Annotated in this window: 14 protein-coding genes and 1 other RNA gene; 11 read left to right on the top strand and 4 right to left on the bottom strand. The window is 68.7% G+C overall.

What is annotated here, in order from left to right; genetic code table 11:
• Positions 1-32: 32 nt before the first annotated feature.
• The 4 genes from M2317_RS00075 (at position 33) to rnpB (ending at position 3,247) form a co-directional block, all read left to right on the top strand.
• Positions 33-404, top strand: coding sequence for a YchJ family protein (locus tag M2317_RS00075; RefSeq protein WP_429456166.1), 372 nt, complete (start codon positions 33-35; stop codon positions 402-404).
• A 32-nt stretch (positions 405-436) separates the two neighbouring features.
• Entirely contained in the window at positions 437-1,168 is a 732-nt protein-coding gene (locus M2317_RS00070; protein WP_429456164.1) for a zinc ribbon domain-containing protein, read from the top strand.
• A 21-nt stretch (positions 1,169-1,189) separates the two neighbouring features.
• The gene (locus M2317_RS00065; protein WP_429456163.1) at positions 1,190-2,875 is read left to right on the top strand and encodes a bifunctional 3'-5' exonuclease/DNA polymerase; all 1,686 of its coding nucleotides are present in this window, start codon (positions 1,190-1,192) and stop codon (positions 2,873-2,875) included.
• Between the two features lie 15 nt (positions 2,876-2,890).
• Positions 2,891-3,247: RNase P RNA component class A (rnpB, locus tag M2317_RS00060), an RNA gene on the top strand.
• Between the two features lie 63 nt (positions 3,248-3,310).
• Here rnpB and ppgK read toward each other — a convergent pair.
• Positions 3,311-4,057: a polyphosphate--glucose phosphotransferase gene (gene ppgK / locus M2317_RS00055; protein WP_429456161.1), complete on the bottom strand. Its 747-nt coding sequence runs from the start codon at positions 4,055-4,057 to the stop codon at positions 3,311-3,313.
• A gap of 68 nt (positions 4,058-4,125) precedes the next feature.
• Here ppgK and M2317_RS00050 point away from each other — a divergent pair, with 68 nt between their 5' ends.
• Genes M2317_RS00050 through M2317_RS00030 form a run of 5 tightly spaced genes read left to right on the top strand, consistent with a single transcriptional unit; the run spans position 4,126 to position 10,159 of the window.
• The gene (locus tag M2317_RS00050; RefSeq protein WP_429456159.1) at positions 4,126-4,320 is read left to right on the top strand and encodes an SPOR domain-containing protein; all 195 of its coding nucleotides are present in this window, start codon (positions 4,126-4,128) and stop codon (positions 4,318-4,320) included.
• A gap of 8 nt (positions 4,321-4,328) precedes the next feature.
• Positions 4,329-5,666, top strand: coding sequence for a glutamine synthetase family protein (locus tag M2317_RS00045; RefSeq protein WP_429457615.1), 1,338 nt, complete (start codon positions 4,329-4,331; stop codon positions 5,664-5,666).
• Positions 5,667-5,672: 6 nt separating this feature from the next.
• Positions 5,673-8,651 carry a bifunctional [glutamine synthetase] adenylyltransferase/[glutamine synthetase]-adenylyl-L-tyrosine phosphorylase gene (locus tag M2317_RS00040; RefSeq protein WP_429456157.1) on the top strand — a complete coding sequence of 993 codons (2,979 nt, stop codon included), beginning with the start codon at positions 5,673-5,675 and terminating at the stop codon, positions 8,649-8,651.
• Between the two features lie 35 nt (positions 8,652-8,686).
• Positions 8,687-9,598 (top strand): diacylglycerol/lipid kinase family protein, encoded by a 912-nt coding sequence (locus M2317_RS00035; protein WP_429456155.1) that lies wholly within the window; start codon positions 8,687-8,689, stop codon positions 9,596-9,598.
• Between the two features lie 33 nt (positions 9,599-9,631).
• Entirely contained in the window at positions 9,632-10,159 is a 528-nt protein-coding gene (locus tag M2317_RS00030) for a GNAT family N-acetyltransferase (protein WP_429456153.1), read from the top strand.
• Here the strand turns inward: M2317_RS00030 and M2317_RS00025 are convergent.
• On the bottom strand, positions 10,153-10,842 hold the full coding sequence (locus M2317_RS00025; protein WP_429456151.1) for an HAD-IA family hydrolase: 690 nt from the start codon (positions 10,840-10,842) through the stop codon (positions 10,153-10,155). The two genes, M2317_RS00030 and M2317_RS00025, sit on opposite strands and share 7 nt — an antisense overlap.
• Before the next feature lie 115 nt (positions 10,843-10,957).
• Positions 10,958-12,382 carry a type I glutamate--ammonia ligase gene (glnA, locus tag M2317_RS00020; protein ID WP_429456150.1) on the bottom strand — a complete coding sequence of 475 codons (1,425 nt, stop codon included), beginning with the start codon at positions 12,380-12,382 and terminating at the stop codon, positions 10,958-10,960.
• A gap of 187 nt (positions 12,383-12,569) precedes the next feature.
• Here glnA and M2317_RS00015 point away from each other — a divergent pair, with 187 nt between their 5' ends.
• The gene (locus M2317_RS00015; RefSeq protein ID WP_429457613.1) at positions 12,570-12,932 is read left to right on the top strand and encodes an RDD family protein; all 363 of its coding nucleotides are present in this window, start codon (positions 12,570-12,572) and stop codon (positions 12,930-12,932) included.
• Between the two features lie 8 nt (positions 12,933-12,940).
• Here the strand turns inward: M2317_RS00015 and M2317_RS00010 are convergent, their stop codons facing one another.
• The gene (locus tag M2317_RS00010; RefSeq protein WP_429456148.1) at positions 12,941-13,420 is read right to left on the bottom strand and encodes an ATP-dependent zinc protease family protein; all 480 of its coding nucleotides are present in this window, start codon (positions 13,418-13,420) and stop codon (positions 12,941-12,943) included.
• A 26-nt stretch (positions 13,421-13,446) separates the two neighbouring features.
• Between M2317_RS00010 and M2317_RS00005 the strand changes: the two genes are divergently transcribed.
• Positions 13,447-14,631, top strand: a complete 1,185-nt coding sequence (locus M2317_RS00005) for a RimK family alpha-L-glutamate ligase (protein ID WP_429456146.1) — start codon at positions 13,447-13,449, stop codon at positions 14,629-14,631.
• The last annotated feature ends 157 nt before the right edge of the window (positions 14,632-14,788 follow it).

Here is a 14,788-nt window from a genome sequence, read left to right as displayed (position 1 = left end):
CGTTCCTCCAGCCTAATGACGACAATGGATCCATGCGCTGCCCCTGTCTGTCCGGTGACACATTCGAGAACTGCTGCGGTCCGATCCTCGACGGGGGCGCGGCGCCGACGGCCGAGCGTCTGATGCGCTCGCGCTTCACGGCGTTCGCCCGCGGAGACGCGGCCCACCTGCTGCGAACGTGGCATCCGTCCACGCGTCCCGTCGACCTCGACCTCGACGACGGCATCCGGTGGACGCGCCTCGACGTGCTCGAGACGACGCGGGGCGGTCCGTTCGACCGGGACGGTGTCGTCCTGTTCGAGGCGTTCTTCCGCGAGGGCGGGGTCGCCGGCTCGATGCGGGAGCGCAGCCGCTTCGTGCGGGAAGGACGCGCGTGGTTGTACGTCGACGGAGTACCGGGCTGAACGATGTCGTCGACAGCGACTAGGTTGGGAACGTGAACGCCAGCCCCGAACAGCAGCGCCTCCTCCTCGACGTCGCCGACCTGGATCGGCGCATCCAGCAGGCCGAGCGCGCCCGTGCTCAGCCGGCGAACGCCGCACGCATCAACGAACTCAGTGCCATCCGGCAGGCGCAGCTGCGAGAGCTCACCGCTCTGGCCGGCACGCGGGACGACGCGGTGGCGGACCTGCGTCGTCTGGAAGCGGACGTCGCGGTGGTCGAGCAGCGGCGGGCTCGCGACGCCGAGCGCCTTGCCGCTGCGACGAGCTCGAAGGATGCGCAGGCGTTCGAGAGCGAGCTCGCGAGCCTCGCGCGGCGCACCAGCGACCTCGAGGATCAGGAGCTCGAGGTGATGGCGCGCGTGGAAGAGGCGGAAGCCGCCGTCGCGGCTCAGCAGAAGCTGATCGAAGCCACCACCGCCGAGGGCACCGAGCTCACGAAGCAGGCGAAGGCCGGCATCGCCGCGGCCACGACCGAGGGCGAGCACCTCGCGCGCGACCGCGCGGCCATCGTGGCGGGCATCGACGCCGCGCTGCTCGCGGACTACACCCGGCGTGCCGCCCGGACCACCGGAGCCGCACTCCTGCGCGCAGGGACCTGCGAAGGATGCCGGATGATGCTCTCCGGCATCGACCTCACCACCATCCGTCAGGCTCCGGCCGATCACGTCGCCTCGTGTCCCGAGTGCGGCTGCATCCTCGTGCGCACCGAGGAATCCGGGCTGTGACGCCCGTGCGCGCCCCGTACGGTGTCGCGCAGCGCTGAACGCCGCATCGCGCTCGTCGAGACGGGCGGTGCGTATGCCGCGGTGGAACTGGATGCGCAGGGCGCTGAGCTCGAACGGCATGCGATCGACCGTGAGGCGGCTCCAGCCTGGATCGCAGCGGCGGAGGCGGCATCGAGTCCCCGCTGGGTCATCCGCAGTGCGCGGGAGGTCTATCCGTCGTTGCTGAACGCCGGAGTCGCACTCACCCGAACGCATGATCTCGTCCTGTGTCATGCGATCCTCCGCGATACGGCTCTGCTCTCCGAGCCGCTCGCCTCGTCGCGCGCGTGGATGCCGGCCGCGACCGACATCGAGCCGCCGACGCTCTTCGACGCGCTGACCGCCGACACCGCGCACGATGCGGTCGACGACGTACTGATGCAGTACCGCGCGCAGCTGCGCGCACTGTCCACGGCTCCGGACGGGCGTCTGGCGCTGCTGTGCGCCGCCGAATCGGCTGGAGGACTCGTCGCGGAGGAGATGCGCGCGGGCGGTGTCCCGTGGGACGAGGCGACGCACGAGCGCATCCTCGTCGACACGCTCGGCGAGCGGCGTGCAGGCGGCGTGCCGGCGAAGATGGCGGAGCTCGCGCAGCAGGTGCGTGCCGAGCTCGGCGACGCGCAGGTGAATCTCGACAGCCAGCAGAAGGTGCTGCGCGCGCTGCACCGGGTCGGCGTGCTGGCCGAGTCTACGAGCCGTTGGGAACTGGCGGAGTACGATCATCCCGCCGTCGCACCGCTGCTGGCGTACAAGAAGCTGTCCCGGCTGCTCAGCGCCAACGGGTGGACCTGGCTCTCCGATTGGGTGCGGGACGGCCGCTTCCGCCCCGTGTACATCCCCGGCGGCGTCGTCACGGGACGATGGGCGTCCGCGGGCGGCGGGGCGCTGCAGCTGCCGCGCATGCTCCGTCCGGCCGTCCGCGCCGATCCGGGCTGGAGGCTCGTGGTCGCCGACGTCGCGCAGCTCGAACCCCGGATGCTGGCCGCGATGGCGCGGGACGAGGCCATGGCTCAGGCCGCGAGAGGGCGCGACCTGTACGAGGGCGTGGTCGCCTCCGGAGCGGTGGCCAGCCGGGAGGAGGCGAAGTACGCCGTGCTCGGTGCGATGTACGGCGCCACCACGGGGGACAGCGGTCGGTTGGTGCCGCGACTGCGCAAGGTCTACCCGAAGGCGATGCGGCTGGTGGACGAAGCGGCCCGCACCGGCGAGGACGGGGGAGTCGTCTCGACATGGCTGGGGCGCTCCTCGCCGAAGCCCTCCAGTGCGTGGCTGGCCGTTCAGGCCACCGCGAGCGGCGCCGATGCCACGCCTGCGCTGGTCCGCGAGGCGCAGCGGCGTGCGCGTGAACGCGGTCGTTTCACGCGCAACTTCGTCGTGCAGGGGACGGCGGCCGAGTGGTCGCTGATCTGGCTGGCCGAGATCCGGCATCGGCTGCAGGCGCTGCCTGGCGCCGCGACGCCGGCCTCGGCATCCGGACCCTTCGCGCAGGCCGCGCATCTCGCCTTCTTCCTTCACGACGAGGTGATCCTGCATGTGCCCGCCGAGGCGGCGGAGCAGGCGGCGGATGCCGTGCGCGAAGCCGCGGCGGTCGCGACGCAGCGTCTGTTCGGCTCCTTCCCGCTGGACGTGCCGCTGGATCTGCGAGTGGCTGAGACCGCCGAGAAGTAGACTGAATGATGTGAATGGGCCGGCCGGACGGTCGCGTGGCGGGAGACCGCACCGAGGAACGTCCGGGCTCCACAGGGCAGGGCGGTGGGTAACACCCACCCGGAGTGATCCGCGAGACAGTGCCACAGAGAGCAGACCGCCCCGCAAGGGGTAAGGGTGAAAGGGTGGTGTAAGAGACCACCGGGGGCCGTGGTGACACGGCCCGCCAGGTAAACCTCGCCCGGAGCAAGGCCAGACAGGGGATGATGACGCGGCTCGCCGAGTCCTCGGGTAGGCCGCTGGAGCGTCACGGCAACGTGCCGCCGAGAGAGATGACCGTCGAAGGGGCGAAGAACCCCGGAACAGAACCCGGCGTACAGGCCGACCCATTCACCTCAGAACGCCGAAGGCCTCAGCATCCCGAAACAGGATGCTGAGGCCTTCGGCGTTCTGGTCCTAGTCGCCGGCGAGCGAGGCGGCGCCGATGATGCCGGAGTTGTTGCGGTGGATCGCCGGGACGATCGGCGTCTTGAGGTCGAGCAGCGGGAGGAAGTCGCTGGCGTTCTTCGACACGCCGCCGCCGACGACGAACAGGTCGGGGCTGAACAGGAACTCGATGTGGGAGTAGAACTCCTGCAGGCGCTCCGCCCACTGCTCCCACGTGAGGCCTTCGCGCTCGCGAGCAGACGTCGCGGCCCAGCGCTCGACCGAGTCGTACGAGCCGTAGTTGAGGTGCCCGAGCTCGGTGTTCGGGACGAGCACGCCGTTGTAGAGGAACGCCGAGCCGATACCGGTGCCGAGCGTCGTCATGAGCGTGAGGCCGATGACATCCCGTGCTGCCCCGTGACGCGCCTCGGCGACGCCCGCGGCATCCGCGTCGTTCACGAACACGATGTTGCGCTGCAGGCCGTCGCGGAAGAACTGCTCCGCGTCGAAGTCGATCCACTGCTTGGACACGTTCGCGGCCGAGAGGGTCTTCCCGCGCTTCACGATGGCGGGGAACGCGACGCCGAGCGGCAGGGTCGACTCGTGCACATCGAGCGTCTTGAGCACCGTCTGCACTGCGATCAGGACGTCCTGCGGGGACGCGCCTTCGGGGGTGGGAACGCGCACGCGATCGGACGCCATGTTCCCGTGCTCGAGGTCGACGATGCCTGCCTTGATACCTGTGCCGCCGATGTCGACGCCGATCGCTTTTGCCATGAGCAATAGCCTACCCAGCGCGCCGGGCGACAGTAGGATCGTGACAGGAGCTTACGAAGGGATCCGCCATGCCGGACAACGATCACAAGTACTGGTACAACTCCGTGACCGGCGAGGTCGAGTTCGGCATGATCTCGCCGTCGCCGGACCGCATCGGGCCCTTCGACACGGCGGAGGAAGCGGCCGACGCCCCTGAGGTCGTCAAGCGGCGAGCAGCGGCGTGGGCTGAAGAAGAAGCAGCAGAGAACGGGTGGGATTCTTGACGATGGGGATGGACAAGCAGCGGGACTTCGTTCTGCGCACGATCGAGGAGCGCGGGGTCAAGTTCGTCCGTCTCTGGTTCACGGATGTCATCGGCACACTGAAGTCGGTCGCGATCGCGCCGGCCGAGGTCGAAGGGGCGTTCGCGGAGGGCATCGGCTTCGACGGCTCCGCCATCGAAGGACTCACGCGCACGTCGGAGTCGGATCTGCTCGCGCAGCCCGACCCCACGACGTTCCAGACCCTGCCGTGGCGCGGCGAGATCGATCCGACCGCCCGCATGTTCTGCGATCTGACGACGCCGGACGGGCAGCCGGCCGTCGCCGATCCTCGCCACGTCCTCAAGCGCACCCTGGCCAAGGCCGCGGATGCCGGGTTCACGTTCTATACGCATCCGGAGATCGAGTTCTACCTGCTGAAGTCGTCGACGTTCGGTCCCGAGGGCCCCGTCCCGGTCGATTCGGCCGGATACTTCGACAACGTCCCCGGCGGCACGGCGCACGACTTCCGTCGCCGCTCGGTGCGGATGCTGGAGGACCTGGGCATCTCGGTGGAGTTCAGCCACCACGAGGGAGGGCCGGGCCAGAACGAGATCGACCTGCGCTACGCGGACGCACTGACCATGGCCGACAACGTCATGACCTTCCGCACCGTGATCAAGGAAGTCGCGATCGAGCAGGGCGTGTACGCCACGTTCATGCCGAAGCCGCTCAGCGACCACCCCGGCAGCGGCATGCACACGCACATGTCGCTGTTCGAAGGCGAGCGCAACGCGTTCTACGAGGAGGGTGCGAAGTACCAGCTCTCCAAGACCGGCCGGCAGTTCATCGCCGGTCTGCTGAAGCACGCGAACGAGATCGCGGCGGTCACGAACCAGTTCGTCAACTCGTACAAGCGGCTCTGGGGCGGCGACGAGGCGCCGAGCTTCGTGACGTGGGGACACGCGAATCGCTCGGCGCTCGTCCGGGTGCCGATGTACAAGCCGAACAAGGGCGGCTCGTCCCGAGTCGAGTACCGCGGTCTCGATTCGGCGGCCAACCCGTATCTCGCCTATGCGCTCATGCTCGCCGCCGGCCTCAAGGGGATCGAAGAGGGCTACGAGCTGCCTCCGGAGGCCGAGGACAACGTCTGGGCGCTCAGCGACGCAGAACGCCGCGCGCTCGGCTACGAGGCGCTGCCCGCGAGCCTTGATCACGCGCTCGAGTACATGGAACGCTCCGAACTGGTCGCCGAGACGCTGGGGGAGCAGGTCTTCAACTACGTGCTGCGCAACAAGCGTCGCGAGTGGGAGGCCTACCGCGGCCAGGTGACCCCGTTCGAGCTGAAGAGCAACCTCGAGCTGCTCTGACGACGCATGGCACGGCCGGTCGATTCCGTCTCGCTGTCCGCGTTGGCGCGATTGGGCTTCACCGAGCTCAGCGCGGCCGCGCAGTCCCTCACCGAACTCGCTGACCTCACCCGCGTCGATCGAGCGGCCCTCGTCGACGGTGCCGCGCGGGGCGCCGATCCGGATGCCGCGCTGTCCGGAATGCTCCGGATCGCGCGCCGCGACAGCTCCGCGGTCGGCGCGCTGCTGCGCGTCGACGAGGTCAGGGTGCGCGTCTGGGCGGTGTTCGGCGCGTCGATCGGGCTGGCGGACTTCTTCCTCCGGCATCCGGAAGCGCTGGATGTGCTGTCCGAACTGACCGTCGGCGTGCCCGACGCCGCACAACTGCGCCGCCGTATGCTCGCAGCCGTCGGAGCCGAGGACGGATTCGCCGACTCCGCGGACGACGAGGCATGGGTGCGCCTGCGGGTCGCCTATCGACGGGAGCTCGCACGGATCGCCGTGGCCGATGTGTCGCACCCGCGTCCGGCCGATCTGATCCCGGCGGTGAGCGCCGGGCTCGCGGATGCGGCAGGCGCCGCTCTGGAGGCCTCGCTCGCGATCGCCCGCACACGCGTCGCGCAGACGGCGTCTCGCGAGACCGTGGCGGCCACCCGGCTCGCCATCATCGGCATGGGCAAGGCGGGGGCACGCGAGCTCAACTACGTCAGCGACGTCGATGTCATCTTCGTCGGCGGCACCGCCGATGAGGAAGTCGTGGAGGAGAGCCGTGCGATCGACATCTCCACGCGGCTGGCACGCGAGACCATGCGCGGACTGTCCGGCATCGAGATCGAACCGCCGCTGTGGGAGGTGGATGCCGCGCTGCGCCCCGAGGGCAAGCAGGGCGCACTGGTGCGATCGCTCGGCTCGCATCTCGCCTACTACGACCGCTGGGCGAAGAGCTGGGAGTTCCAGGCGCTGCTGAAGGCACGACCGCTCGCGGGCGATGCGCACCTCGGCGCCGCGTACATCGAGGCGGTGCAGCCGAAGATCTGGTCGAGCGCCGCCAGGGAGAACTTCGTCGACAGCGTCCAGCGGATGCGCGAGCGGGTCACGGCCCACATCGATCCGGACGACGCCGCCTACCAGATCAAGCTCGGCGAGGGCGGACTGCGGGACATCGAGTTCACGGTGCAGCTGCTGCAGCTCGTGCACGGCCTGACCGACCCGTCGATCCGCACGCGCGGAACGCTGGAGTCCCTCGACGCGCTCGTCGAGGGCGGCTACATCGGACGGGCGGAAGCCGCTGCGTTCGGTGAGCACTACCGGACGCTGCGGCTGCTGGAGCATCGGCTGCAGCTGCGAGAGCTCTCGCGCACGCACCTCATGCCGCGGACCGAGGAGGGGCTGCGCGTGCTGGCACGCGCCACGGGGCTCGCTGACTCCGGTGCCGGCGTGTGGTCGCTGTGGGAGCGGGTGCGTCGCGAGGTCCGCGACATCCACACCCGGTTGTTCTACCGGCCGTTGCTGACGGCGGTCGCGTCGCTTCCCGAGGAGGAGCGGAGCCTCTCCACCTCGCAGGCGCACGACCGTCTCGCGGCCATCGGCTTCCGGGACCCGGCCGGCGCCCTCCGTCACATCGGCGCCCTCACGAAGGGCGTGAGCCGGAAGGCGACGATCCAGCGTCATCTCATGCCGGTCATGGTGCGGTGGTTCGCCGACGGCACGGATCCGGATTACGGTCTGATCGCGTTCCGTCGGATCAGCGAGCGCCTCGGCGACACCCCGTGGTTCCTGCGCATGCTCCGCGACTCCTCGGGTGCGGCCGAGAGCCTCACGAAGCTGCTGTCCTCGTCGCGGTACGTGGGCGAGCTGATGGAGTGGATTCCGGAATCCGTGGCGTGGCTGGACAGCGCGGAGTCGCTGCGTCCCCGCGGTGAAGCCGCGCTCGACGACGAGGCGAGGGCGATCCAGACCCGGCACGAGAAGACGGCCGATGCGCTGCGCGCCGTGCGGAGTCTGCGGCGCCGCGAACTGCTGCGCACGGCGATGGGGGCCGTGCTGGACGTGCTCACGATCGAGGAGATCGCGACCGCGCTCACCGGCATCACGGACGCGACGATCCAGGCGGGGCTGCGCGCGGTCAGGCGCGAGGTGGTTCCGCTCGAGGACGACAGTCTCGATTTCGCCGTGATCGGCATGGGGCGCTTCGGCGGGGCAGAGCTCGGCTTCGGATCTGACGCCGACATCCTGTACGTCTACGAGGCGAACGACGTCGATCCGCAACGGGCTCAGCAGCTCGCGGTCAAGCTCGTGAACGGCCTGCGAGAGCACCTCGCCGATCAGCGCGTGCCACTGGACCTGGATGCGGATCTGCGACCGGAGGGTCGCAACGGACCCGTCGTGCGGACGCTGGATGCGTATGCGGAGTACTACCGCCGATGGTCGCTGTCCTGGGAGGCGCAGGCGCTGCTGCGTGCCAGGGGCGTCGCCGGGAGCGCCCGCCTGATCGAGCGTTTCCTGCTGCTCGCCGACAGCGTCCGGTATCCGGCTCAGATCGATCTTCAAGGGCTGCGCGAGATCAAGCGCATCAAGGCGCGCGTCGAGGGCGAACGGCTGCCGCAGGGGGCCGACCCGCGCCGCCATCTGAAGCTCGGTCCCGGATCGCTCAGCGACGTCGAGTGGCTCGTGCAGCTGACCCAGCTGCAGCACGCCTCGGACGTGCCGGGTCTCCGGACGACATCGACGCTGCAGGCCCTGGATGCCGCGGTCGCCGCGGATCTCGTGCCGGCCGACGGCGCCGACCGGTTGCGCGAGGCCTGGCGCCTGGCGAGCAGGCTGCGGTCGGCCATCACACTGCTCACCGGGCAGACCAGCGACGTGCTCCCGTCGGATCGCCGTCAGCTCGACGGCATCGGCCGGCTGCTGGACTATCCGGATCGCTCGGCCACCGAGGTCGAGGAGGACTATCTCGGCGTCACGCGCCGCGCGCGCCGCGTGTTCGAGGAGCTCTTCTACGGATAGTTGCCATATCGGTCGGTTGCACCCAGGCTGAGAGCATGAGCAACACGATCGGCGTCGTCTGGAATCCGTCCAAGGTCGAAGAGGGGGAACTGCGCTCGGCCGTCGAGGCGATTCTCGGCGATCAGGTCCAGTGGTGGGAGACCTGCATCGACGATCCGGGGCGGGGGATGGCGGAGAAGGCCCTGGCGGCCGGATGCGACACGGTTCTGGCGGTCGGCGGCGACGGCACGGTCCGTGCCGTTGCGGAGGCTCTGGCGGGTTCGGATGCCGCGCTGGGCATCGTTCCACGCGGGACCGGCAACCTGCTCGCGCGCAACCTCGAGGTGCCGCTCGACGACATCCCTGCGGCGCTCGAGCGCATCGCGCAGGGCGAATCGAGGAGCATCGACCTCGGTTGGGTGGAGATCGACGGCGTCGAACGGGCGTTCGCGGTGATGGTGGGCTTCGGCGTGGATGCCCAGATGCTCGTGGAGACCGACGACGACCTGAAGGATCGCGCCGGATGGCTCGCGTACGTCGAGGCCATGGGACGGGCTCTGGCCGGCACCGAGATGACCGGCATCACCCTGACGATCGACGACGGCGAGGCGCAGGAGGTCCGCGGCCACACGCTGCTGATCGGCAACTGCGGGATGCTGCAGGGCGGCATCCGTCTCCTGCCGGACGCCGTGCTCGACGACGGGCGACTGGATCTCCTGCTGGTCAGCGCCGACGGCGCGCTGCAGTGGATGGACACGGTCCGATCCGTGGTGTGGGACAACGGGATCCGGCGCATGTTCGACCGTGAGGCCGTCGCCGTCAGCACGGACTCGACGAATCATGTGACGGCGGAGCGCATCGGTGTGCGCCTCGAGAAGCCGCTGATCTTCGAGATCGACGGCGAGGAGATCGGCGAGGTGTCGGAGTTCACGGTGCGCGTCCAACCGGCGGCGCTCACGGTGCGCTGATGCGCTGTCGGAGGTCCGTGCCAGGATTCGTGGATGGATGACCTCCGACTGAGACCGTGGTCCACAGGCGACGCAGACCTGCTGCGCGCCGCGAACACCCCCGAGATGACGGCGAACCTCAACGGGCCCGAAACCGAGGATCAGGTGGACGATCGCCACGCCCGCTACCTGCGGTACGAGGAGACCGGCGAGGCCAGGGTCTTCGTGATCGAGGACGTTGAGCATCGTCGACTCGGGTCGATCGGGTGCTGGTCGACCGAGTGGCGCGGTGAACCGGCTCTGGAATCCGGCTGGTTCGTCCTGCCGGATTTCCAGGGGCATGGCGTCGCTTCCGGAGCGTTGTCGATGGTGATCGAGGTGGCGCGACGGCAGCCCGGTCGCGGGCGCTACCTCACCGCATTCCCCTCGGTCGAGAACCCGGCTTCGAACGGCGTGTGCCGGCGCAACGGCTTCACGCTCATGGGGGCGGTGGACGGTGAGTTCCGCGGCGCCCCTCTCAGAAGCAATGAATGGGCCCTCGATCTCGACGCCGTCGGCGACTCATCGTCAGTGGATCAGTAGCGTCGCAGCTGCACCGCCAGGTCCTCGAGATCGACGGCGTGGATGTCGAATCGCTCGCGCGGCAACGGGGGATCGCCGTTCGGGCGCGGCACGTAGGCGGTGCGCATCCCGGCGGCCTTCGCCGCACGGAGATCCCACGCGTGCGCCGCCACCATGATCGGCGGCGCCACGCGTGTCGGGACATCTGCGAGCGCGAGCCGGTACACGGCCGGATCCGGCTTGTAGACACGGGCATCCTCGGCGGAGAGCAACCCGTGCCATCGCATGCCTGTGCCAGCGCTCAGGTCGGTGAGTACACGTCTACTGGCGTTCGACAGTCCGAAGACGGCGTTCTCCGTCGCGAGCGCGCTCATGCCGTCCAGCGTGTCGTCCCAGAGTGAGAGGCGTTCCGAAGCGCCGTCGAGCCGGGCGGGCACGTCGGGGGAGACCAAGCCGATCACTGACAGGTTCGCGAGCGCCTCGGCATCCAGCACTTCACTGGGCGCGAAGGCCCGTTGTCCTGCGGTGATGGCCTGCTCCTGGGAGGTGACGTACTCGAGCCAGCGCCGGACGAGATCGGAGACGGAGCTTGCGTCGAAGCCGGTGGCCGCCTCGACCTCGCGCTCGAGGCTTCCGGTCTGATCCACCAGCGTGCCGAGGACGTCGAAGACGAGCGTCGTCCGCTCCGGTGCGTTCTGGCTCATACCGGAGACAATCGGGACTGCAGGCGGTCTATTCCCCGACATGCGCCCGCTCAGACGCGAGAACCCGCCTCAGCGGCTGCTGAGGCGGGTTCTCGGTAAGCGCGTTCGGCTGTCGTCAGACTCCGAAGTAGAGCTCGTACTCGAACGGGTGCGGACGCTGCGCGATCGGCAGGATCTCGTTCTCGATCTTGTACGAGATCCAGGTCTCGATGAGTTCCTCGGTGAACACGCCGCCCTCGAGGAGGAACTGGTGGTCCTCACGCAGGGCATCCAGCGAGTCCAGCAGCGAGTTCGGGACCTGGGGGATGTTCTTGGCCTCCTCCGGGGGAAGCTCGTAGAGGTCCTTGTCGACGGGCTCGTGCGGCTCGATGCGGTTCTTGATGCCGTCCAGGCCCGCCATCAGCTGCGCGGCGAAGGCGAGGTACGGGTTGCCCGAAGCATCCGGAGCACGGAACTCGATGCGCTTGGCCTTCGGGTTGGAGCCGGTGATCGGGATGCGGATCGCGGCGGAGCGGTTGCCGGCCGAGTAGACCAGGTTGACCGGTGCCTCGAAGCCCTTGACGAGGCGGTGGTAGCTGTTCAGCGTCGGGTTGGTGAAGGCGAGCAGCGCTGGGGCGTGCGCGAGGATGCCGCCGATGTACCAGCGGGCGATGTCGCTGAGCTGTCCGTAACCGGCCTCATCGTAGAACAGCGGCTTGCCGTCGCTCCACAGCGACTGGTGCGTGTGCATGCCGGAGCCGTTGTCGCCGTACAGTGGCTTGGGCATGAAGGTCGCGACCTTGCCCCACTCCTCGGCGGTGTTCTTGACGATGTACTTGAACTTCAGGATGTCATCCGCCGAGTGCACCATGGTGTCGAAGCGGTAGTTGATCTCCTGCTGACCGGCGGTGCCGACCTCGTGATGCGAACGCTCCAGGATGAACCCCGCGTCGATGAGCTTGAGCGTGATGTCGTCGCGGAGATCCGCCGTCTTGTCGACGGGGGAGACGGGGAAGTAGCCGCCCTTGTACGGGGTCTTGTTGGCGAGGTTGCCGCCCTCCTCCTCGCGGCCGGTGTTCCACGCGGCCTCCTCGGAGTCGACCTTGTAGAAGCTCTCGCCTGCGGTGACCGAGTAGCGGACGTCGTCAAAGATGTAGAACTCGGCCTCGGGGGCGAAGTACGCGGTGTCCGCGATGCCGGTGGAGGCGAGGTACTTCTCGGCCTTCTTGGCGACCTGACGCGGGTCCTTCGAGTAGATCTCGCCGGTGCGGGGGTTGTAGATGTCGAAGATCATCACGAGGGTCTTCGCCTCGCGGAACGGGTCGAGGTACGCGGTGGTGACGTCGGGGATGAGCTGCATGTCGGACTCGTGGATCGACGCGAAGCCGCGGATCGAGGAGCCGTCGAACAGCTGACCGTCCGTGAAGAAGTCCTCGTCGACCGTCGACGCGGGGATGTTGAAGTGCTGCTGAACGCCGGGCAGATCGGTGAAGCGGATGTCAAGGAACTTGACGTCATTCTCCTTGATGTAGCTCAGCACCTCGGATGAATCAGTGAACATGTATCACTCCTGATAACGCGGGTTGGGGACCAGAGGTCTTCGTGAAGGCTAGGGTGGCGGGGTTTCTCTGCCGTGTCCTGAATGTTTCCGGCATGTTACGGCGGCTCAGTAGAATCAGGGTGTGACGGATGCTGCGAACACCTACCCGGGCGAAGGACTGGGGCTTCCCGAAACCGGATCCGGGAGCATGGGACGCATCGGCCGACGGATCGCCGCTCTCGTCATCGACTACGCGGCCGCCACCATCCTCGCCACGGCGTTCTTCGGCTACGACCAGTTCGCGCTCCCCGCCGAGGCCGGCGTCACGATGTTCGCGCCCATGATCGTGTTCGCAGTGCTGCAGATCGTCTTCATCCCGACGCTGGGCGGTAGCCCCGGCCACCGCATCGTCGGGCTGCGCGTGATGCGCGCCGACGGCGCGTGGCCCGGTCTCTGGCGTCCGATCGTCCGGACGCTCCTGCTGGTCGTGGTAATCCCGGCCGTCATCTGGGACCAGGATCAGCGCGGACTGCACGACAAGGCGGCCGGCACGATCCTGCTGCGCGCCTGACACAGCGATCAGCTGCGCCCCCGGTTGCGCCTGCGCATCTCCTTCGGCGCACGACCGCCCAGGAACGAGCGCGCCGGGTCGATCACGAAGCCGCGGCGCAGAGCCTCGCGCCCGATCAGCATCCGGAAGCCCATCTCGTCGCGATTGCTCAACGTGACCTCCGAGACGACGAGCCGATCGACGAGACGGATCGCCAGCAGGACGACGATCCGGTCCTGCTGGTGGCCGGACGAGCTGCGCACCCGTCGCCTGTCGTGCACGGGGCATTCCACGATCGTGGCGTCGGCGTGGCTCTCCTGCCACGGCTTCACGCGGAAGCGGACCCAGTCCTCGCCCTCGCGCTGGAACTCCTCGACGTCGTAGGCATGCAGGGACGAAGTGCGCGCACCGGTGTCGATCTTGGCCTTGATCCAGTCGACTCCGGCATCCGGAAGGCTGACCCATTCACGCCACCCCGTGAGGGTGTTTGAATGGGGTGTCCGACTCATGCTCTACATCCTGGCAGGAAATCTCTGTGAAGCTCGCCGTTCTCTCTCGTGCGCCGCACGCCTACTCGACCCAGCGGCTGCGTACGGCTGCGCTGCAGCGCGGACACGACGTCAAGGTGCTCAACACGCTGCGGTTCGCGATCGATCTCACCGAGGATCAACCCGACCTGCAGTACCGAGGACGCCGGCTCAGCGACTACGACGCGATCCTTCCGCGGATCGGCAACTCGATCACGTACTTCGGGACCGCGGTCGTCCGCCAGTTCGAGCAGATGGACGTCTACACGCCGAACACAGCGAACGGCATCTCACAGGCGCGGGACAAACTGCGTGCCAACCAGATCCTGTCCCGGCACAACATCGCGATGCCCGCCACCGCCTTCGTGCGCAATCGCGCAGACGTGCGGCCAGCGATCGAGCTGGTCGGAGGGGCTCCGGTCGTGATCAAGCTCCTCGAAGGAACGCAGGGCATCGGCGTGATCCTCGCTCCGCAGGTCAAGGTCGCCGAAGCGATCATCGAGACCCTGCATTCGACGAAGCAGAACGTTCTCATCCAGAAGTTCATCGCGGAGAGCCGAGGGCGCGACATCCGTGCCCTCGTCGTCGGCGACCGCGTCGTCGCGGCGATGCGCCGGGTGGCGGCGGGCGACGAGTTCCGCTCGAACGTGCACCGCGGAGGCACGGTCGAACCGGTCGAGCTGGACCCGATCTACGAGCAGACGGCCGTCCGTTCGGCGCAGATCATGGGACTGCGCGTCGCCGGCGTGGACATGCTGGAGGGCGATGATGGCCCGCTCGTCATGGAGGTGAACTCGTCGCCGGGGCTGCAGGGCATCGAGCAGGCGACGAATCTCGACGTCGCCGGCGCGATCATCGACTACATCGCCGGACAGGTCGCCTTCCCAGAGATCGACGTCCGCCAGCGGCTGAGCGTGTCGACCGGGTACGGCGTTGCCGAGCTGCTCATGCACTCGGGGGCGGAGCAGGTGGGCAAGCAACTGGGTGAACTCGGCCTGTGGGATCGCGACATCACCGTGCTGACTCTGCACCGCGGCGTCACGGTCATCCCGAATCCGCGCAAGCACGTCGTCCTGGAGGCGGGCGATCGCCTGCTCTGCTTCGGCAAGCTCGACGAGATGCGCTCCATGATCCCGGAGCGGCGTCGTCGCCGAGCGAAGGTGCGGCGCCTGCCCAAGGACGCACGCGGGTGAATGCAGAAGCGGGGGGGGGGGGGGGGGGGGGGGGGGGGGGGGGGGGTGGTGGGGGGGGGGGGGGGGGGGGGGCGGGGGGGGGGGGGGGGGGGGGGGGGGGGCGGCGGGGGGGGCGGCGCGCGGGGGGCGGGGGGGGGGTCTCAGGGCGCCCGGCGCG

This window comes from Microbacterium sp. ZKA21, from assembly GCF_050434165.1.
Taxonomy (GTDB): domain Bacteria; phylum Actinomycetota; class Actinomycetes; order Actinomycetales; family Microbacteriaceae; genus Microbacterium.
Note: the sequence above shows the minus strand (reverse complement) of the source record. Positions and strands in the feature narration are given on the sequence as shown.